Raw genomic sequence first — 20817 nt, 5'->3', positions numbered from 1 at the left:
TGGTGAACTTACTCCTCCCTGCTAAAGCGAGGAAGGAATTTCCTACCCAAAGAACTGCTCTCTATTCCGAAAAACAGCAGGTCTTACATTCTGGCGATAGGCGGAAAACCCTCATTCCGAAGGCCACAAACTTTTTCTTGCAACACTGCCTGTTTAGCTTGGTTTTCGCTTAGGGAGACGTGCTCAAGACTGTTCTATCCCAGCAGAAGTCAGACTCGCTTTCATCCTCTCTCTGCTTATCGCCGTAAACCTACATGCGAGGAAGGGGAATTCCCGCTCGTATCAGTTAAAACAATTGCCAATCCGTCGAACCCAACTGTTGCAATGTCTCTAATCTTCGCTTGAAGTAGCCACTGTGGAGCCGACTATAGTCCGATAACTTCAGCGTTTGCACATGGATAGCCCAGGACCAAATAAAAGCTGTTTGGGTTAAAGCCTGGAGGCAGTTTTCTTCCAAAACAGTCAGGGGAGCAATGGAGTTATATCCGCTTAAAAAAGCGTCCCGAATGTTGCGCCCCAGGCCAGATTGCATAGAAACCTGAAGAAATTTGGCAATGTCGAAGGCCCGCCAGCCCATCCCACATTGGTCAAAGTCGAACAGCATCATCTGATCTTCGGCGGTGAAATGCACATTGCCGCTATGGGGATCTCCCCAACAAATGGTCCAATAGGGGACGTGGGTGGGAATAGTTTTTAGCTGGGTTTTGATAGCCATAGAAATGTCGATCAGACAGCGCCATTCCTCCAGTCGGTGGTGTAGAAAAGGAGCAATAACATGGAGGGAATCGTCCAGCAAATAGCTGAGGGTGAGGGGAGGACGGTGGGCAGAAGGTTTGAACCGTTGGGCCGTTTGATGCAGTTGGGCCAGCATTTCCCCCAACAAAAATCCTTGGGTTTTATTCAAATCACCGATCGCCACGCCACCGGGGGCATAGGGAAACAAACTGGCATAACGTTTACCTTCCGGGGCATTAATCTCCAGGGCATAACCTCCATCCCGATGCCTTAGGGGGGCCGCCACCGGCACATCCCGATCCGCTAAAAAGTTGAGCAAATCCAACTCAAACTGAATTTCACTTTCCGTGCGCCAATGTTGGTGGGAAATACGCAAAATATAGTCGTCCGCTAGGGTTTCCACCAAATAAACATCGCTCAGACCCCGATGCCAAAACCGACACCCCTTGGGCACTTCAATGTCGTAATGCTTAAACACCAAGTTGGTCAGGGCATGGGGAGCCAAGGTGGAATAGACACTGGGGAAAGCATCCCCCCCCACCGTCGATTTCGGGGCCGGATTGGGGGCCGGAAAATCCACCACTGGATTAATGTCCGGTAGGGCGGAAAGGGAGCGGAGGAGCTGCAGAGGGGGCATGGGACCAAGGGGAGGTGGAGGGCGCAAATTAGCTTTCTTTTAGCTTAGAAAAGTAGGGTAAGGGGCTCCGTATTCTAAGCTACACTTCAGTTAGAGATTGATTAAGTCTTTGATTATCGAATAATTGTCCCGGGAAAAATCATGGCCAATCGTACCCAGAGCCGTTACACCGATGTCCAAATTTCCACCTGGTTGAGGGGATTGTTGACCATTGCCTGGAGTGATGGGGACTTCAGTGAATCGGAGCAACAAATGATTACCGGCCTTACCCAGGAGATGGGTTTTGGCAACAAAGAGGATGAAGTTTTATTCAAGACCATTACCCCGGCGGAATTATTGGAAGGTTTGGGCAATGATAAGGAAACAGCGGAAAATTTTCTCCGCACAGCGGTGTTGGTGGCGATCGCCGACGGTCTTTATTCTCCGGTGGAAGGACAACTATTGCGGGAATTTAGTCAAGCCCTCGGGATAAAAATTGACGCTTTGGAGTCATTGGAACATACCATCTGTGATCCCAACGGCGATCGAACTGAAATGGAGGAACATCCCCATCCCGATCTACTTCACCCTGTCAAGGATTGGCTAGACGGCATGGCCATCCATGACCCCCGTTTAGCCCATTTCATTTGTCATCTGGTGCCCCCCCAATGTCCCTTCGAGCGGGATGTTAAACTGTTTGGGCACAAAATTGTCCATATTCCCCCCCTCTGCAAACTTAACCCCCTCTATGAACAGCTAATTGGCCTAAGGTTCCGGGCCCTGTCCTACCTGGCCGATGACTGCAAAGAAGACATCACCCCCTACATTTGAATCCTATCTAACCTTTTTTTCATCTTCGATTACCCGGATCTTCCGTTGGGTTAAATCTCGGAAGTTTTTCTAAACTTGCCGTTGCAGGGCCGCAATTGGGCCCGTTTCTCTCCGTTTTTTTGTACTTAAAAAATTCACACATTACCAATTAAAAATCTCCCCAACCTATGGAAGTGCAATTTCGGGAAGTAAATCCCTTTGATTTTTGGATTTGGCTAGAATTTGAAACTAATCCCTCTCCGGCGGAGCAACAATACGTCGAAGAACTGTTTGCTTCCTGGTTTTATTTGGGCAAACTGGGGGGCTTCAATGCGGAAAATCTTCAGGTACAGGACACGGGCATAGATTTAAATTACTTGGACTACGACAGCGCTAGTCTTTCTAGTTCCATGATGGCCCCCATGCACAATATGGCGGATTTTCAGTACCAAGACCATTGGGGTCGCTGTTGGTTTGATTTGGGTACTAGTGATCTTATTGCCCTGGACGTGTTGATCAACGCGCTGTACCAGCTTTCCCTGGATTACGTCTCGATCCGGCGTCTAATTGTGGGGGGAGTGAACGAAGACTGGCCCATTGGCGATCGCCAGGATGATCGTTTCGATCAGTTCGAAGATTTTGCTCAGAATTAAGCTCCCCGTGTCCCGATTATTTTCCCCTATGCATCCATCCCTATCCCTGGGCCGTCGGCAATGGTCTGTGCCAGCAAAATCCGGCTTTTCCCTGCTCTGGTTAATTGTGCTTGCCGCTTTGATTGGTGGTGCCCTAAACATTGCTCCGGTCCAAGCCCAGGGTACCCCCTATATTCCTCCCCCTATCACTCCGGAGCCCCTCAGCCCCAGTGAAAATCCCTTTGACCCCAGTCTTTTTCCCACCGATCCCCTTATTCCTTCCGGAGAAAACCTCACTCCCTTGCAACGGCGACGATTGAAGGAAGCCGTGGATGCATTGGAAGCAGAAGCGCTTGTTTTGGATCAAGCGGGCCAGGGGGACCAAGCTTTTGAGGTGCGTTACCGCAGTTTACGAGGACGACAACGGTTGGGAGATTTGGCGGAAATTGAGGCTCTGGGACGTATTGGGGCGATCGCCTGGGAGCAAGGGCGCAACCAAGATGTAATGGCCATCGGTCAGCGTTTGGAGGATTTACAACTCTCCCTGACCAAAGACAAGGCCATGAGCCCGGAACTGTTAACGGCCTTTGCCAAAGCCTACGATCAACTCCATAGTCTGGATGCGGAGATCGCTGTTTATGAACAAATTCGTCGAGAGGCCCAACAACAGGGGGATTATCGCCGGGAAAACCAGGCCCTCTCCCTGCTGGGGGAATTATATCTAGCCAAATTTAACTACCCCGCCGCCGCCGAAGTTTATGAAGTCCTTTTAGCTCGGGCCACCAACGCCCGCAATAGTTATTACGAAGGTATTTACCTACAAAAATTGGGGGAAATCTACCAACAATCTGCCCAGCCAAATAATGCCATTCGCATCAAAGAGCAACTGGTGCAAAGAAGATTGCAGGATGGTAAACCAGAGTTAGTACCAGATATTCAAATTGCCATTGGCGATCATTATCTGGAATTGGAACAGGCGGAAAATGCGAGCCAAACCTATCAAAAGGCGTATACTTTGGCATGGTCTATCCGCCAACTGAGCACGGCGGCGATCGCCTTGGATAAATTAGGGGACCTATATCTGCTCAGCGAACAAGCCAACTATGCCTTGGAAATTTATAAACAACTTTTGCAGGTACAACAGCAGTCCTATAACTACTATGGCATGATGATTACCTACGAAAAAATTGCCCAACTTTATATCAATGCCCAGCAACCCGGAGCGGCCTTAACTGCCTATCAACAAGCATTATCCTTGGCCCGTTCTTTGAAATACAGCACCAAAGAAAATAGTATTCTCAATCAGATACAAACTATTTCCGGAGGCACTGGTTCTTAGTTAGGGTCTAAAAATTGCAAATATGAAAAATTAGCTTGATATAGTCATTTCAAATAATTTCGAGACTGCTTAGGTCTTTATTGATAAGCTTTTCGATGAATTTGACTGCCTCAGTCTTACTAGAAACGACTATAAATCCCATTGCTAAATTTTTTAACCTAATAAAACTCCCAACTCACATGGATCTTGCAAAAAATAAATCCCCCAGATATACGATGCGGAGGGAGATTGAGAGTCAAATTCAAGTTAGGTTGCGAAATCGAATATGAAATTCTGATGGCTGACTAGACAAAATTATATTTAACCGAGTCTGGGGAAAAACTAAGCTAGTAGGCCCAGGGTTTTGCCGTTGGATTTGGCCAAACGGATTAAATTTTGGCGCTGTTTGGCATCGATGCCCACCCAGTTACAAAAGTTGGTGATGGTCTGGCAGTGTAGGGCGATCGCCTTGCCGCGGATCTGATTGAACTTAGCTTTGCCTAATTGTTGACGAACCAAGATAACGATGGGGGCAAACATGGCAATAATTCCTGCTAACAACAAAGAGAACTAATCATTCCTGGGGGCATTGGCTTGCTCTTGGGGGAGACTTCCTTTGCCTTATGTAAATAAATGTAACAGCTTTGTAAATTTTTGTAAACTAAAGTTGACAAAAAGATTTTTGCCGTCATCGGTCACGATAAAAAAGGAGCCTGCTTAGGGCTCCCTTGGTATTTGATACTGTTTGGCTTGGTTAATTGCCGGATTCACCTGAGTTTTCCGGTGGGCTGAGGGTATCCTGACTGTCCTCCGGTAAGTCAATGAATACCCGTTCTCTAGGCTCTAATCCCCCCAGAATCTGGGTTTTGTCGTCTAATACCAGGCCGATGGTCACCGGTTTAAACTGGGGTTTATCCTCCCCATCAGGCACCATCACACCGGTTCTGCCCCCCACAGTCACAATGGCCACGGTGGGCACAGTTAAAGCATTGGTCAACTTGTCCCCCTTAAAAACCACATCCACATTCATTTTGGAACGTAATTGTTCTTGGCCAGTGGCTAGGCCGATGGTTACTTCAAAGGACGTGACGTTATTTTCCACAATGGCTTCGGGGGCTACCCGAATTACTCGGCCAGTAAAAGTTTCATTGGGAAAAGCATCGGCTACAATATCCACCATCTGTCCTGGACGGAGGGCAGAAATATCCACTTCGGGCACCCTGGCCACCACTTCCAAACCCTGGGCCAGGGCCACAATGGACGTGGACGTGGCGGAGGCAGTGTTAGAGGCGGAGGTGGTGGGGGTAACAAAGGCTCCTACGGTGGCAAATTTTTGGGTGATGATGCCGTCAAAGGGGGCCAAGATAAACGTATCTTCGTAGGCGATTTTGCTCCGTAGTAGTTGGGCTTCGGCTTGGGAGGCCGCCGCCTGGAGGGTGGCTAATTCTGTTTTAGCGGTGTCCTGTCGTTCCCGCAATTGGGACATTTGGGCGGCTACCCCCTGTTCCGCTTCGGCGATCGCCCCTTGAAGTTGACTAATCTCTTGCTGAATCTGTCCCACTTCGGGGGAAGCGGTGGTTTTGGCATTGTTCAAACGACTTTGGGCTTCAAACAGACTAGCTTGGGCATTTAAAAATTCGTTGGAGAGTTCTTCATACTGATCCTGGGTGATGGCCCCTTCCTGGAGTAAAGATTGATTACGGTTACGGCGATTTTCCGCCAGCTTGAGACGGGATTGGGCCGAAGCCACCTGGGCTTGGAGTTGGTCAATGTTACTGGGAATACGGGATTGGGCCTGCTCTAAACGGGCTTGGGCACTGGCCAGTTGGGATTGGGCCTGGGCAATGCGGGTACGACCTTGGTTGACCTGGGCCCGCAGTTGGTCAATCTCGGCGGGAATGCTGATGCGAGCTTGTTCGTATCTGGCGATCGCCTCCTGTAAACGGGCTTCCGACTGCTTCCCGTCGGCAAAAAATTCCTGATTTTCCATCACCGCAATGCGATCACCTTTTTTCACCATGTCCCCCTGTTCCACAAACAACCGCACCAAACGACCGGGGGCCTTGGGACTGATATTGACGGTTTGTTGGGGTTGCACCGTGCCACTGGCCTTAATTTCCACCTCTAGGGGGGATTCCGTCGCCATAACGGTGTATTTGTCCAATTCCGACTGCCGGGGCGGGCCATAGGCCGAACGGTAGGCAAAAATTCCCACCACCAATATCCCTAGCCCCAATAAACTGAGCAGAATAGGCAAGGGTTTTTTCATTGACTGGGCAAAGGGCATGGCCATGGACGCTAAAAAATTGGTCTGTTGTTTTTAAAGGTGATCTACTTAATTCCCCAAACCTTTTGGTCCGGACAGATTAGAATTCGACTTCCGTTTCTGTCTCTGGTTCCGATAGTTCCCCCTGGGTGGGTTTGACCCGCTCGAAATAACGACCACTTTTGGGCGGCAAAGGCAAACCCCTTTCCTGGTGGAAGTCCTGTTGCACTTTGTAGGTTAAACGGGGGGACACCTGGCGAACTATTTCCGTTAATAGGCGATCGCCGGTGGATTGGATCAACTTCATGGGCAGTTTGTAAATATAGCTAGGGAATTGCACCGCCACAGCCATTTTTAAATCCCATTCCACCTGGGTAATCACTTCCGGCCAGGGAATTTCCGCCTGCTCAAATTGTTTTAACGTCTTTTCCGTCAGGCGATCGCCATTGACCTGATGCAGGGTCATATTGGACAAAAAATCCACCTCGTAACCCAGATGGGGGCCATTGGGAAAGGGAACCGTATGCATCAGATAGTTGCCATCCTGGGGCGGCTCCAGTACCACTGCAATTTTTGGCTCCACATCAAAGCCCAAAGCGCCAAACTTACCAATGGTCAACACATAACCGTGCTCTCCCAAAGGTTCTGCTTCCATGGGCTGGGCACAGCGGCGGAACCAACCCTGGTGAGCTTGTAGATAATCGTCCACCTCCGGGCCAGAGGCAAACATCTCCATCTTGCCCTGGAAATGGGTTTGGAAATTTACAGGGGGAAAGCCATTGTCCTGGGGGTCAACGGGTAGGGGTTGGGAATTATTGGTCAAAACTGATTCAAATCCTAGTTAAATGAATTAGCTCACAATCCTAAAGTTTGCTGTAAATCATTGGAGTTTTGGCATGATCGTTTTTTTCGGCAGAGCGATCTCACCAAGGAAGATAAAGTATTTGTCCTTCCAACTCTCCAGTTTGACCACACTCCACCAACAAAAGAAATCATCAATAACTCTACCAATTACAGCAAGTGTATTGACTTCAATTACCCCCGGCATGGGCTGATCCTTTCTGATTCGCTCATAGGCATATTTGGTGATTGTAGCGACATCATGGGTTAGTAAAATACGACCTTCCTGGGCTGCCTACTCCAAAATAACCGGATCCGCTTGGCCAGAAAGTCCCACATCCTGTATCCGGAGAATATCAAGGCTTGCATTACGGCGAAATAGACCCCGCAGAATTGTATTGTCAAAGTTTTCGTCGGCAAGAAACCTTAACATCTCTAATAGTCTGTTTTACGAGCCAGCAATCGATCCCGCAAAACCTTCGAGTCAAATCTTGTTTGATTCATTACTCGAATCTCTTGCGATTGCCGTCGGCGCTTTTCTAGGTAAATTTCTACCTCCTCTTGATGGTTCAGGTAAAAGGAGATGGTGCCATAAACGTCAGCCAGATTCAGTGAAGGATAGCGACAAACAATCTCCTCCGCTGTCATCCCCTGATTAAACACAGTAATTACAGTGTCCAATGGGACACGGGTGTTGCCAACCAACATTACGCCGTCATTCTCCCGCAGAGGAGCAGTTTCAGCCACAACTGTTAACGTCATACTCGTTTTCGTTTTACTGATTTAACAGGGGATAAGCACTAGCTTTTGCTCTTAAGCTCCCAGATCGACCTGAACTTCTCCATTTTCCACCCGCACAGGGAACACGGGCAAGGATTTTTCCGCGGACATTTTGCCCATTAAGCTACCCACCACTGGCGGAAAAGGACTCCATTCTTTGACTGCCCCAGAACAAAGGTCAAAAGCACTACGGTGAAAGGGACAAACAATGGCTCCATCCTTAATCTTGCCACTTTTCATCGGTAACTTGAGGTGGGGACACTGGTTACTGACGGCGTGGATCGTGCCCCCCTCATTGAGCAACAAAATCGCCTGTTGGTTCAGTTTAACCACCTGACGACTACCGGGGGGGAGATCACTTTGGGCGAGGGCTTTGGTCCAAACCATAATTCTAATTAATTGTTAGGGATTGACGGATTTATTAAGGGTTTTGTTAAGGATGAAAACAAGCGCAAAACTAAAGGGGCTTTGCCTCCAACATCCTAAGAGTGTAGAAGAAAAGCCCCCGTTTGTCCTAGCAATGGGTGTTTATTGGGGAGGGGCGCTGGGCAGAGCACCAATGGTGACGGTCAAATTTTGCCGTTGGCCGTTGCGGAGAACGCCTAGTTCTACTTGATCGCCCACCGCCAGTTTAGCCACTAGGGATTGCACCTGTTCTGAATTTTCCACTGCTTGGCCTTGGAGTGATTGGAGTACGTCTCCCTGTTGGAGGTTAGCGGCCGCCGCTGGGGAATTGGGCATTACCTGCATAATCACCACCCCTTTATCCACAGGCACATCCATGCCGGTTTCCTGACGAATCTGATTTTGTAGTTCCGGGGTCATGGTCACCATTTGAATGCCGAGGTAGGCGTGTTCCACTTTGCCGGTGGCAATTAACTGTTCAGCAATTTCTTGGGCTTTGTTAATGGGAATGGCGAAACCAATGCCCTGGGCATTTTGAATGATGGCCGTGTTCATGCCAATCACTTGGCCGTCGGCATTGAGGAGAGGGCCGCCGGAGTTACCGGGGTTAATGGCCGCATCGGTTTGGATAAATTCCACCCGTTTATCGGGCACACCAATTTCGGCACTACGCCGGCCAGTGGCACTCAAAATACCTGTGGTTACTGTATTGTCCAAGCCCAATGGGTTGCCAATGGCTATCGCCCATTCCCCCACCTGCAGGCGATCGGAGTTCCCCAGGGCCACTGTGGGTAAATCATCCGCTTCGATTTTGACCACCGCCACATCCGTAGAAGGATCAGAACCCATCACCCGACCGGGGAAAGAACGACCGTCCTTAAGGGTTACGGTCACCTCATCAGCTCCATCCACCACGTGGGCATTGGTGAAAATTTTTCCGTCATCACTGACAATGAAGCCGGAACCAGCGCCCCGTTGTACCCTTTCATTGGGCATAGGTGGCATTTGGGAACCAAAAAATCGTTGGAAAAAGGGGTCGTTAAGGCCTTCAGGCACTTGGGTTTTGATGGTTTTCTGGGCGTTGATGCGTACCACCGCTGGCCCCGTCGATTGCACCACGTCCACCACAAAATTACTAGGTTCCCTAGGAGCTAAACGACTTTGTAAATTCTCCGCTACACTTTGGGTTTCAGTGGTCTGGCCCTGACTTGTTACTAAGGGGGAGATAACGGTATTGTCCGCCAGGCGATCGATCCATTGGGGATTGGTTAAAACGAAAGTCCCTCCAGCGCCAATGCCCATGCCCACCAGGACTAGCCCCAGATAGGCCAAGGAAATTTTAGAAGGGGTTTGTTTAGAGGGATGGAGGGAAATATCTTTCATGGCTTGATGGCACTTATTGGCTGAACTATTGCTGAAAACAAATCTGGGGAAAAAAGTCAGCCCGGTGAGGAGCAATTGGGAAAACGGCTTGGGCTGACATTTATTAATGTAGGGGACGGGTATGGCAGGGCTGTGACGACAATATGAAATTTTTGTGTCAGTTTTTCAGGACAAGGTCATTGTTTTAGAAAGCTTTTTTGTATTTATTCTGATTCGGGGAAAAAGTCGGGGTCTAGGAGCTGAGTTTGGGTGTATGGGGATTCTTTGGGGAAGTTGTCGGGGGCTAATTTGGTTTCCTGGGCTGCATCCTTTCGGGCATCTTGGTAACAATCATCTAGGACCTGTTGCAAAAAAGGCTTCAAGCTAGGGCTGTCTTGCAGGATTAGCTTGAGTTGTAAGCGTTGCTCTTTGATGGTGTAGATCCAGCTATTGCTCTGTTTTTCGGGTTGGTGTTGCCATTTCAGTAGGTGAGTCATGAGGATAATTAACCGGCTTCGTACTTCCCTTTTGTTATTCCGTCCCATGGATTCTATTTCTTCAATGAGGTTGTCCAAGTCTAAGCGCTTGATGTCACCGCTTTTGAGTTGGTTGACGGTCTGCTCTATCCACAGGTTGAAGTCGGTTTCATATAGTGTTGTCATGCTTTTTGCACTTCCTTTTCTTCCACTACGACATCGGGGAATTCCATCATAATGTCCTCCTGGATGTGTCCATTTTTTTCAGTCAGGGTCAATCAATTATTAATTATGTCTCCTAATAGCTTTAGCGGGCCGGCAGGTTACCACCGGAAAGTTTTAGATTAATCACCGAAAAAATAAAAATGACCAAAAATAACGCCAGCCCGATCGCCGAAGCATAATTCATTTCCAAGTCCTGAAAGGCCCGCTCGTAAACGTAGTAAACCACAGTTTTGGAAGCGTTGAGGGGGCCGCCCTGGGTCATGATATAGACTTCTTCAAAAACCTTAAGGGCAGAAATGGAAGATAAAACCCCGACTAAGAAACAATAGGGCCGCATGAGAGGAATGGTGATGTCCCAATGTTTTCGCCAACCGTCTGCTCCATCAATTGCCCCGGCTTCATAGAGTTCCTGGGGAATAGCCTGGAGTCCCGCCAGGTAAATGACCATGTAATACCCCAATCCTTTCCACACCGTCACCACCATCACACTCCAGAGGGCTAAATTGGGGCTGGTGAGCCAGGGAATTCCCTTGCTAAAACCCACGAGGGATAGTATTTGATTAAGGATACCATTGGAGGCATAGAGTGCTTTCCAGGCAATGCCCGCCACCACAATGGAGATAATCACTGGGGTGTAATAGGCCATGCGGAACCAGGTGATGCCTCGCAGTTTTTGGTTGACCAAAATGGCTAATCCCAGGGGCAACATGATCAGTAAGGGTACTACCCCCACCAGGTAAAGCAAAGTGTGACGAAAGGTCAGCCAGAAAACTTTATCCCGCCAGAGCCGCTCAAAATTAGCCAGTCCCACCCAAGCTGGTACTTTGGTCAAATCCAGTTCATATTGGGTAAAACTGAGGGAAAAAGCCTGTAATGCTGGCAAAAAAACGGTCACTCCCAGCAGGAGTAAAGCAGGTAACAAAAACAGGTAGGGGGTGGCTCCCCTAGGCCATTGGCGATCGGACCCAGAAGCGGTCATAGGAAAACGGGATAAAACTAGACCAGGTTAACATACCCATTGCCATGGCTTGACCCGTTGCCTAGATGGAAAAATTACGGTTGCAATGGTTGCCTGGAAAAGACCCCCTGGCCCTCCAATTCCAGAGGAAAAATCTTCATAGTCCCCCAAACTTGCCGGAGCTTTAGAAAGGAAATTTAGGGGAAGGTCATAACTTTTAAAACAAGCTCTAAGGTTTACCCAAGCTCGAAAAGCCTACGGCTCCTTTGGCTCTCCTTCAAACTGTTTGCGCTCTTCCTGTACCAAAGGATCTTCTTCCAAACTAGGAAAAGTTGCCAACTGGGGTTTACCCCGGAACAAATTCCGTAATTGCACGATACCCCGTTCTTGCCACCAACCCACAATGCCGTTGGGAAGAACAGTAACCACAATCAGGAACAAAGCCCCTTGGAAAAAGAGCCAAACCTCGGGAAACTGCTCGCTCAAACTGCTCTGGGCTAGGCGCACCAACAGGGTTCCCAACACAGCCCCCACGAGGGTGGCCCTGCCCCCGACGGCAACCCAAATGACCATTTCGATGGAAAATGCCACATCCATAATGCTTGGAGTGATAATCCCCGTTTGCACTGTGTATAGCCCCCCCGACAGACCGGCGATCGCCCCGGAAATGCCAAATACCAATACCTTGAAGCCGGTGGGATCATAGCCCGTAAATCTTACCCTGGTTTCATCGTCCCGAATGGCTATGAGGATACGGCCAAAGCGCCCACTGGTGAGCCAACGACAGAGAAGATAAACGAGTAACAACGCTAATACTGTCAATTCATAAAATACCAGTTGGGCTCCATCGGAACTGGCGAGATAGCCAAAGATTCTTTCCGTATCGGTTTTTAGGCCATTGGTGCCATTGATTAGTTTCTGTTGTCCGTTGAAAAAGTTGTAGAACACCAACAGGGCCGCCTGGGTCAAAATCGAAAAATATACTCCCTTAATACGGTTCCGGAAAATTAGATAGCCCAACAGGGCGGCGATCGCCCCTGGCACCAACACCATGGCCAGCAGAGTTATCGGTAGGGAATGGAATGGTTGCCAGACAAGGGGTAATTTGTCCACCCCATAGAGACCGAAGAATTCCGGCAATTGGCCCTCCGGCAACTGGAGGTTGAGGTACATGGCAAAGGCGTAACCCCCCAAGGCAAAGAAAATGCCATGGCCTAAACTTAGTAATCCTGTGTAGCCCCAAATTAAATCAATGCCCAGGGCAATAATGGCGAGGGAAAGGAAACGCCCCATCAGCCGCAACCTTAGAAAGGGGAAATTTTTTAATAACCACTCACTCAAAACCCCGTCCGACAAAGATAAAAGGGCGATGATCAGAGGAATACAAGCAAAAACTAGCACCGCCCCAAACAGGGCATAGTCGCTCCAACCCAACTTTTTCAGCAGTTTGGCCAGGGGAGAACCAGAAGGAGGGGCAGAATTTTGCATAGGGAAAATCAGAGGTTGCTGAAGCTAAATTTAGTTATTGATTAGGTCAAAGAGTAAGTCCAGACAAAATCGGGCGAAAGAAGAATTTCCGTTCTCCCCGGAGGATTATAATTCCGCCGTCCTGCCTTTAGGAGGAAAAATACCCGCTGGCTTGATTTGCAGAAAAAGAATAATCAGGGCAAAGACTAAAACCCTGGCCATACTTGTGGTAGCAAAAAAGGTAAAGAATTCGTACAGGGGTTGCAATGCTCCCTCTGGGGGAAACAGACGAATCAGGGTGCCACTGCCGATCAAGTCACTGGATACACCGATCGCCAAGGATGCAATGATTGTCCCCAGCAGGTTACCTACGCCCCCTACCACCACCACCATGAAGGTGTTGATGATGTAGTTTTGGCCAATGTTGGGCCCCACCGCCCCCAGAAAACTAATGGCACAGCCCGCAATGCCCGCTAGGCCGGAACCAAGGGCAAAGGTCAAAGCATCCACCTGGCCTGTGGGAATGCCCAAACAGGCACTCATGCTCCGATTTTGGGTCACCGCCCGGATTCTTAGGCCCCAGTTGGAGCGATAAAAAATCAGATACACCGCCAGTAAACAGAGTAGAGTCAGAAAAATAATGAAAATACGAGTGTAGGGTACCTGGAAAGTACCGATGGCAAACCCTCCCCGTAACCAAGTGGGGGCGCTGACGTTGACGTTTCTGGCCCCAAACCAAGCCCGATTCCACAGGGGAGAATTGGCCTGGGCCACCACAAAACCACCAATGCCGGCGATCGCCGCTGAGAGGAAGAAAAGAATGACCTGGGCTTTGCCTAGCCAGGGTTTATCCCCGGCTTGCCGCTTAATTAACCAAGTGCCGCCGAAATATAAGAGCAAAAATAGACCCACCACCAAAACCATAATCCAGTTCACACTGCGGACAAACTGTTGCAAAATCAGGCTCACCCCCCAGGTGGCCAGTAACGTTTCCAGGGGTCTACCGTAGAGATAACGAATAACCTGCTTTTCCAAAATTAAACCGGCGATGGCCGCCACCAGGAAAGCAATGGGCAAAGCGGCAAAAATGTAGAGGTCAAACCAGGGGTCACCAAAACCCTGGAAAATGTTCTGCACCACAAAGGTGCTGTAGGCCCCCAACATCATCAACTCCCCATGGGCCAGGTTAATTACCCCCATCAGACCGAAGACGATCGCCAACCCCAGGGCGGCAATCAGTAACACTGAACTTGTGCTTAAACCGTTAAAAATGCCTTCTAGGAGTACTGACACAATGTTTTCTAGAATTGGAGAAAAGTGGGCCTAATCCAGGCTCAAACCCACCATTTCCGATGCTCAGGCCGAAAATGCTGTGGGGAAAACCAGGTTAGCCTCTATAGTTAACCTTGCTCTGTTCCATAAATTTGTTATCGGTGATACCAAGAGCAAGCCAAACCACCAATGATTGATGGCCATTCAGGGACCAGAAGCTTTGGGGCTGACCAGCCAATTACGGCGGAAAAAACGAGCCAAGGAGGATTCGTCCAAAGCTAAGTAAATGGGTCGGCCGTGGGGACAGGTGTGGGGATTATCACATTGTTGCCATTGCTCAATTAATTTATTAATGGCACTACGGTCCAATTCCGTACCATTTTTAATGGCACTACGGCAGGCGATCGCCGCTTGGGCGGTGGAGAGGGAAGATAGCTGACTTAGTTCTTGGAGAATGGGAATAATTTCCGCCTGTCCTTGCAATAGGGCCGGCAAACTCCGCACAGCCCAAATATCTTCCCCAAAGGGGTCTATCTCCAGCCCTAAATTTTGCAACCGTTCCACCTGTTCTGGGTTAAACCCTTGCAACACCAAAGGTTGATCTAGAGGCAAACACTGCCAATGTCGTTGCAACTGCTCAAACAAAACCCTTTCATGGGCCACATGTTGCTCCACTAACCATATTCCCCGTTTATGTTCCACTAGGATGTAGGTTTGACAAACCTGGGCGATCGCCTTAAAAACATTGGCATGGCCCAGCACCGTTTCCGTGAGAGAGGTGGAAGCTTGTAGCTGATACACTCCCTTGGGTTCAGCGGCCTTGAGTAATTGATTCAGGCGGGGAGTGGCACCATTATCTACAACGGCCAAACTCTGGTGCAAAAGGGCTTTAAGTTGCCCTTGCCAATGGGGTAAATCCTGGAGATAAATTTCTGTTTTAGCGGGGTGACGATGCCAATCAATGCACTGGGGCGGCAATTGCCAATGGACAAAACAGAGGGGATAACGCTGCCGGGGTAGGGTGCGGTGAAAACTGGCCATGATGACCTGGGTTAATTCCGGTACATTCACCGGTCGACCATTAATGGCAATAACTAACCAATCTGGGCGGGGACGATGACAGCGGTCAGGATAGCCAAAAGTTACGCTTAACTGGGCCGATGTTGCCTGATTTTCCAGATCAAGGGGGAGGGGCAGGGATTGCTTAGTGTAACCAAGGTGGCCACTGCGGAGGGATTTAAGACATTGCAACAAAATAGCTTTGGGATTGGGACTGGGACTAATATTTAGCCGTAACCGTTCGTCCTGCCACAGTTGCCAGGTTACCTGGGGATGACACAGGGCCATTTGTTGGAGGTAGTTAACCATCGGTCGCCAAAATTGTTGACTTTTGGCAAAGGCCTGCCGGCGTTGGGGAAATTCAGCAAACAGTTCCCCCACTTCTACCCGTGTACCTACGGCGATCGCCACCGGCTCAATCTGCTCTGGTTGACCCTGGGGGCTGTAGATAATGCGCCAGCCGCAATCCGGAGCGGCCAGACTACGACTACTGATGGTCAGCTGGGCCACTTGGGCCAGGCTATGGAGGGCTTCTCCGCGAAATCCCAAAGTTTTAATCCTTTGTAAATCTTCCTGGGTACTAATTTTGCTGGTGGCGTGGGGCAAAACACTAGTTTTTAATTCCGCCAACTCCATGCCCTGGCCGTTGTCCAACACTTCCAAGCGCCATTGCTCCCACCAAAGACGAATCAAAATCCTGTCAGCCCCGGCATCCAAGGCATTTTCCACCAACTCCCGCACCACCGCCAGCGGAGAATCTATCACCTCCCCCGCCGCAATTAAGTCCACCAATTGGCGATCGAGAACCTGAATCATCGAATTTTCTGCAATGCCCATAAAAAAGAGGGTAGATGATTTTTCTCCCTCTCCGCTCAAAAGCTTGTTAGTAATGTGTTGAAAGCCGAAAATACCAAAGCATTGGCCTAATTGAGACCTATTTGTTGGGTTGGGGGGTCAGACGTAAATAAGGTTTGATTTCTTCCACCCCTTTGGGGAATTTAACCTTAGCATCTTCGGTGGAAATGGAGGGCACTACCACGCATTTGTCGCCATCTTGCCAGTTAGCCGGAGTGGCTACTTGGTGATAGTCGGTCAACTGGAGGGAGTCAATTACTCGCAAAATTTCATCAAAGTTCCTGCCAGTGCTAGCGGGATAGGTGAAAGTTAAGCGTAATTTTTTGGCGGGGTCGATGATGAAGACAGAACGCACCGTCAAATTATTGAGGGCATTGGGGTGGATCATGCCGTACAGATCCGACACCTTTTTGTCGCCGTCGGCCAAGATTGGATAATTAACAGTGGTGTTTTGGGTTTCGTCAATATCACAAATCCAGCCTTTGTGGGATTCTACGTCGTCCACACTTAGGGCAATTACCTTAACGTTGCGCTTATCAAATTCCGGCTTAAGCTTAGCTACGGTGCCCAATTCAGTGGTACAAACCGGAGTGTAATCCGCAGGATGAGAGAATAAAACAACCCAGCTATCGCCGGCCCACTCATGGAAAGAAATGGGGCCTTGGCTGGATTCTTGGGTAAAGTCGGGGACAACATCACCGAGTTGTAAGGCCATAACAGATAGTTCCTAATACAATGCAAAATGGGGATCTTCTTCGATCATACTGCCATATTAGATACAGAATTTCGACGAATTGTTAGAAAACGCAAAATTGTCAGGAAAAGATTGGCATTGGCGCAAAAATCATTGACCTGATCAACAAGACCTGCCCAGTTAGTCTAGGGTAAGGCGATCGCCTTAGGTCAAAGGCAACTGAAAATGGCCGGCCACTACTCCAGGGACAGTAATATCCTCATCTAACTCTTCCCAGCGGAGGGCATAACCATTCACTTCAACTTTGACCTTTGCCAGTTGTTCATTGGTAGCTTCTTTAAGGATACGGAAGCGATCGCCAGGAAAGCCAAAGATCCGTCCATCACTGAGTTCAACATATACCATTCGTTTCTCCGCCCATGCTCTAACCGCAGTGGGTTCAATAACAATTTTGGAATCAACGGTGATGGAATTCATGGTAAGCGTTCCTCAAAAAATGATGATTTTCATAAACTAATTTCTCTACTTTACGCAACTAACGCACAGGAATACCATGGTTAGAAGATAGCAGTATTGCTGGTTCAAGCTAGAATTTACATTCACCATCAGGAGAGCGAACATGAATGTGTGCCGGTTCCAATCCCTCGTCTGAGTAAAAATGAAAACGAAATTTTGCAATCCTAATTACTGTGGGCATTTCTTGGATTTTTAGAGGTGGTAGCATTAATAAACCTTGAGGTTAAAAATTATTAAAACAAAATCTTAAAACTATGCTGACTTCCACAACGGATATTGTTCAAGGCCGGACCATTGCTCGCTACCATGGCATTGTCACCGCCGAAGTGGTATATGGCACCAATGCTTTGCGGGATTTTTTTGCAGGCATTCGGGATTTAATTGGCGGTAGAACCGGTAGCTACGAACAAATTTTTGAAAAAGGCCATCGAGAGGCGATCGCCGAATTGACTGAAAGGGCCCAAAAATTGGGAGCCAATGGGGTCATTGGGGTGGCAGTAAACACCGGAACAATCAACATTGACGACCGGGGAGCATTGTTGTTAATCACCGCAACGGGAACAGCGGTAACAGTCGATTAATCTCAACCCAACCTAATTTGGTGCTTCTGGGTACTCACCTTCTTTGATAACGCATACCCGGCTGTTGACTGATCAGACCGATAATTTCCAACTGTAACAATCCCGCAGAAACTTCCCCGATGCCCAGGGCGGTGACGCTGACGATTTGGTCTAGGGCCGTAGATTCACCCTGCACTGCGGACAGAATTATTTTTAGCTTGGGGTCTAGATCCTTGGGGGGTTCGGTAAAAGATTTATTAGTCACATTGCCATGGGGACTGGCAAGGGTTGCGGCGGAAAAATACTCTTGACTTTGCCAGGACTCTTGGGATTTTGGACTGTGTTGTCTGCCATTGACATTGGCTTGATCCGACGACTGATCCAGTAAAGGTATCGCTCCCAAGCTGGCCAACAATTGATTTTCTGACAGAATTACTTCTGCCCCCTTGTGGAGTAGGTGCAAACAGCCGTGGGCCTCTTGAATATCGGGGGAGTTGGGCAAACTGAACACATCCCGGTTGAAGTCGTTGGCATAATCTGCCGTAATCAATGCTCCAGATTTGGGAGGAGCTTCCATAACTAATATTGCTCGACTTAACCCGGCGATGATGCGGTTGCGGGCGGGAAAATTACCCCGTTCTGGTTTCGTTCCCACGGGATATTCACTTAAAATTAGTCCTTCTGCGGCAATTTGCTCGAACAATTGCCTATTTTGGGGCGGATAAACTAAATCTAACCCAGTGCCTAAAACGGCGATCGTGCGTCCATTGGCCCGGAGGCAACTACTGTGGGCATCGGCATCAATGCCAGCGGCCAAACCGGAAATAACTGTAAAGCCTGATTTTGCCAATGCCTGGCTAATTTTTCTGGTCCAGCGGCTACCATGCTCGGTGGGGTAACGGGTACCCACAATACCTACCCCGGGAATTTGCCCCCGACTTTCCTGGCCATCAAGACGGCCAAGATAGTACAAAACCGGCGGCGGACTGGGAATTTCCCAGAGTAATTGGGGATAATCAGGGTCGGCGGGGGTGAGAAATTGGGAATTTTTTTGTTGATGCTGTTCTAAGAATTCAAATGGGTCTAATTTATGTCTTTGTTCAAGAATTTTGTCAATTAGTTTATGGCCAAAACCCTCCACTTCCCCCAGGGCAATCGGCCTAGCTTTCCAGGCATTTTCCAGTAACTCAAAGTGTTGGGCCAGACGTTTGAGTAGGATCGGCCCGACCCCCTTAATTTGACTCCAGGCTAACCAGTAGGCCCGTTCAGAATTTGCCATAGTCAACTAAAAGCTCTGTTAAAAGATTTGCCATGTCAGACCTGTTTTCCGCCTCGGTAAAGAAAGGTGAATATCCCTGCAACTTGACCGCCCTAGAGAATAGTTTAAAACCTTTTACTAATATTGGCATACTCCCAGTGCTAAAAAGGTTACAGACAGGAATTATACAGAATCACTCTAGGGATTTCCTGTTCCACAAACAGTTAGAACTTTCCAGTCTTGCCTGAACTTACTGACCGCCATACCAGCGCATTAATACCCTTGCTAACCTTTGGGGGTCATGGCGTACCTGATGACTTTTTTCGTCTTCCTGCATCACATTGGCCAGTACAATGCGACATCCTTTTTGGATAACTGCTTCCCGATCAAGATACACAGGATGGGAATTTTCAGCGGCATATTTCTCCAACACCGGCGCAGAAGGAGGGTTTCTTTGCACCAACACTGCGTCGTATAGTTTTTCCGGAGATACCTGGTCGATCGCCGTTAAGTGATCTGAGACGGTGTAATTATCTGTTTCCCCTGGTTGGGTCATCACATTGCAAATATAAATGCGGGGCACCTGGGCCTTGGCGATCGCCGTTTGAATTTCGGGGATAAGTAAATTGGGCAGAATACTGGTGTATAAGCTGCCCGGGCCGATGATAATGTAGTCCGCCGCCCGAATGGCCTTGAGCACCGCTGGTAGGGCCCTAGGGGATTCCGGTAAACAACCGATGCGACGAATGCGTCCTTGGGCTTCGGGGATGTTGGATTCCCCCTCCACATAGCGGCCGTCCTCCATTTCTGCCCAGAGTTTGACATCCTCTAGGGTGGCCGGTAGCACCTTCCCCCGTACCGCCAACACCTTCGAGCAGGCGATCGCCGCCATTTCCAAATCGCCGGTAATTTCCGCCATGGCAGTGATGAACAAATTGCCGAAACTATGGCCTGAAAGCCCATCTCCCGCCCTAAAACGGTATTGAAATAGTTCCGTTAGTAACTTTTCTTCGTCCGCCAGAGCGGCAATGCAGTTGCGAATATCCCCTGGGGGTAACATGCCCATTTCCCGCCGCAAACGCCCGGAGGAACCGCCGTCATCGGCCACGGTGACAATGGCAGTAATGTTAGCGCTGTAATGTTTCAGGCCCCGCAGTAGGGTAGACAAACCCGTGCCGCCCCCCACCACCACGATTTTTGCTCCTTTGTTAAGGCGACGGTGGGCCAACAGCACATCCACCAATTCCTGGTCATTGTCCGGTTGCAACACCTCCGAAATGTATCCAACGGTGCGGCTTTGGCCCCAAAAGACAAAAAAAAGCCCTAAGGCCAAAATTAGCGGGCCAGACACATAATTGGGCAAAAGATTGGTCAAAAAGCCGAGGGTGTCGGAAACAAATTCCGTAATGCGAAAAATTGGGGTCAACTTAACCCAGATGGCTAAGCCCAAAAATATTAGAGTCAAACCAACGGCGCTGATCACCATCCAACGTTTGACAAACAATCCCGGAGCCATCCATTTAAACCAACGATTAACCCTAGGGGGAGTCCGCTGGGAAACCCGATTGCCCAACTTCCGTTGTTCGGTCTTGAACTTTCGCATGGCGGACTTAGCGGACTTGAAACGGCTATGGCTCATGGGCTATGGAAGCAGATGGGGAGAAAAAACAGCAATGGGACGGTGAAGCAAATTACTCCTTAACGCATTAGGGG

22 protein-coding genes are annotated in these 20817 nt (G+C 49.0%); 4 read left to right on the top strand and 18 right to left on the bottom strand.

The annotated features are described in order from the left end of the window. Positions 1-286 precede the first annotated feature (286 nt). Positions 287-1372 carry a phosphotransferase gene (locus D082_RS03935; RefSeq protein WP_028949049.1) on the bottom strand — a complete coding sequence of 362 codons (1086 nt, stop codon included), beginning with the start codon at positions 1370-1372 and terminating at the stop codon, positions 287-289. A gap of 141 nt (positions 1373-1513) precedes the next feature. On the opposite strand from D082_RS03935, the gene D082_RS03930 reads away from it, so the two are divergent. The 3 genes from D082_RS03930 (at position 1514) to D082_RS03920 (ending at position 4132) form a co-directional block, all read left to right on the top strand. Then, positions 1514-2182, top strand: coding sequence for a Mo-dependent nitrogenase C-terminal domain-containing protein (locus tag D082_RS03930; RefSeq protein WP_028949050.1), 669 nt, complete (start codon positions 1514-1516; stop codon positions 2180-2182). Between the two features lie 167 nt (positions 2183-2349). Next, positions 2350-2814, top strand: a complete 465-nt coding sequence (locus tag D082_RS03925; RefSeq protein ID WP_028949051.1) for a DUF3531 family protein — start codon at positions 2350-2352, stop codon at positions 2812-2814. 28 nt (positions 2815-2842) lie between these two features. Continuing rightward, positions 2843-4132, top strand: coding sequence for a lipopolysaccharide assembly protein LapB (locus D082_RS03920; protein WP_028949052.1), 1290 nt, complete (start codon positions 2843-2845; stop codon positions 4130-4132). Positions 4133-4453: 321 nt separating this feature from the next. Here D082_RS03920 and D082_RS03915 read toward each other — a convergent pair whose 3' ends face one another. The 15 genes from D082_RS03915 to D082_RS19385 all read right to left on the bottom strand — a co-directional run bounded on the left by D082_RS03915 (position 4454) and on the right by D082_RS19385 (position 17467). Next, the gene (locus D082_RS03915) at positions 4454-4651 is read right to left on the bottom strand and encodes a hypothetical protein (RefSeq protein WP_028949053.1); all 198 of its coding nucleotides are present in this window, start codon (positions 4649-4651) and stop codon (positions 4454-4456) included. 214 nt (positions 4652-4865) lie between these two features. After that, a complete protein-coding gene (locus tag D082_RS03910; protein WP_028949054.1) occupies positions 4866-6404 on the bottom strand; it encodes an efflux RND transporter periplasmic adaptor subunit in 1539 nt (512 codons plus the stop codon). 73 nt (positions 6405-6477) lie between these two features. Next, entirely contained in the window at positions 6478-7200 is a 723-nt protein-coding gene (locus D082_RS03905) for a DUF1997 domain-containing protein (RefSeq protein ID WP_238546823.1), read from the bottom strand. A gap of 312 nt (positions 7201-7512) precedes the next feature. Beyond that, positions 7513-7650 carry a hypothetical protein gene (locus D082_RS18945; protein WP_238546822.1) on the bottom strand — a complete coding sequence of 46 codons (138 nt, stop codon included), beginning with the start codon at positions 7648-7650 and terminating at the stop codon, positions 7513-7515. A gap of 2 nt (positions 7651-7652) precedes the next feature. Next, on the bottom strand, positions 7653-7979 hold the full coding sequence (locus D082_RS03895; RefSeq protein ID WP_028949056.1) for a DUF433 domain-containing protein: 327 nt from the start codon (positions 7977-7979) through the stop codon (positions 7653-7655). Positions 7980-8030: 51 nt separating this feature from the next. After that, positions 8031-8384, bottom strand: coding sequence for a Rieske (2Fe-2S) protein (locus D082_RS03890; protein WP_028949057.1), 354 nt, complete (start codon positions 8382-8384; stop codon positions 8031-8033). Between the two features lie 141 nt (positions 8385-8525). After that, positions 8526-9785, bottom strand: coding sequence for an HhoA/HhoB/HtrA family serine endopeptidase (locus D082_RS03885; RefSeq protein ID WP_028949058.1), 1260 nt, complete (start codon positions 9783-9785; stop codon positions 8526-8528). Between the two features lie 203 nt (positions 9786-9988). Beyond that, positions 9989-10426, bottom strand: coding sequence for a DUF29 domain-containing protein (locus D082_RS03880; RefSeq protein WP_028949059.1), 438 nt, complete (start codon positions 10424-10426; stop codon positions 9989-9991). Positions 10427-10547: 121 nt separating this feature from the next. Then, positions 10548-11444: a carbohydrate ABC transporter permease gene (locus tag D082_RS03875; RefSeq protein WP_028949060.1), complete on the bottom strand. Its 897-nt coding sequence runs from the start codon at positions 11442-11444 to the stop codon at positions 10548-10550. Between the two features lie 234 nt (positions 11445-11678). After that, on the bottom strand, positions 11679-12911 hold the full coding sequence (gene urtC / locus D082_RS03870) for an urea ABC transporter permease subunit UrtC (RefSeq protein WP_028949061.1): 1233 nt from the start codon (positions 12909-12911) through the stop codon (positions 11679-11681). Positions 12912-13016: 105 nt separating this feature from the next. Further along, the gene (locus D082_RS03865; protein WP_028949062.1) at positions 13017-14183 is read right to left on the bottom strand and encodes a branched-chain amino acid ABC transporter permease; all 1167 of its coding nucleotides are present in this window, start codon (positions 14181-14183) and stop codon (positions 13017-13019) included. 183 nt (positions 14184-14366) lie between these two features. Then, the gene (gene mutL / locus D082_RS03860) at positions 14367-16037 is read right to left on the bottom strand and encodes a DNA mismatch repair endonuclease MutL (RefSeq protein WP_238546821.1); all 1671 of its coding nucleotides are present in this window, start codon (positions 16035-16037) and stop codon (positions 14367-14369) included. A gap of 118 nt (positions 16038-16155) precedes the next feature. Beyond that, positions 16156-16791 carry a peroxiredoxin gene (locus tag D082_RS03855; RefSeq protein WP_010872009.1) on the bottom strand — a complete coding sequence of 212 codons (636 nt, stop codon included), beginning with the start codon at positions 16789-16791 and terminating at the stop codon, positions 16156-16158. 183 nt (positions 16792-16974) lie between these two features. After that, complete coding sequence (locus tag D082_RS03850; protein WP_038530161.1) at positions 16975-17247, bottom strand: DUF2442 domain-containing protein; 273 nt, start codon at positions 17245-17247, stop codon at positions 16975-16977. A 109-nt stretch (positions 17248-17356) separates the two neighbouring features. Beyond that, positions 17357-17467, bottom strand: coding sequence for a DUF4160 domain-containing protein (locus D082_RS19385; RefSeq protein WP_369796142.1), 111 nt, complete (start codon positions 17465-17467; stop codon positions 17357-17359). Positions 17468-17540: 73 nt separating this feature from the next. Here D082_RS19385 and D082_RS03845 point away from each other — a divergent pair, with 73 nt between their 5' ends. Continuing rightward, complete coding sequence (locus D082_RS03845) at positions 17541-17867, top strand: YbjQ family protein (protein ID WP_010872007.1); 327 nt, start codon at positions 17541-17543, stop codon at positions 17865-17867. Between the two features lie 34 nt (positions 17868-17901). Here D082_RS03845 and dprA read toward each other — a convergent pair whose 3' ends face one another. Both dprA and yvcK read right to left on the bottom strand, forming a co-directional pair. Beyond that, positions 17902-19125 (bottom strand): DNA-processing protein DprA, encoded by a 1224-nt coding sequence (dprA, locus tag D082_RS03840; RefSeq protein WP_028949065.1) that lies wholly within the window; start codon positions 19123-19125, stop codon positions 17902-17904. 229 nt (positions 19126-19354) lie between these two features. After that, entirely contained in the window at positions 19355-20743 is a 1389-nt protein-coding gene (gene yvcK / locus D082_RS03830; RefSeq protein ID WP_028949067.1) for a gluconeogenesis factor YvcK family protein, read from the bottom strand. Positions 20744-20817: the final 74 nt, after the last annotated feature.

Source organism: Synechocystis sp. PCC 6714, from assembly GCF_000478825.2.
Classification (GTDB): domain Bacteria; phylum Cyanobacteriota; class Cyanobacteriia; order Cyanobacteriales; family Microcystaceae; genus Synechocystis.
This window is presented reverse-complemented; position numbering and strand designations above follow the sequence as displayed.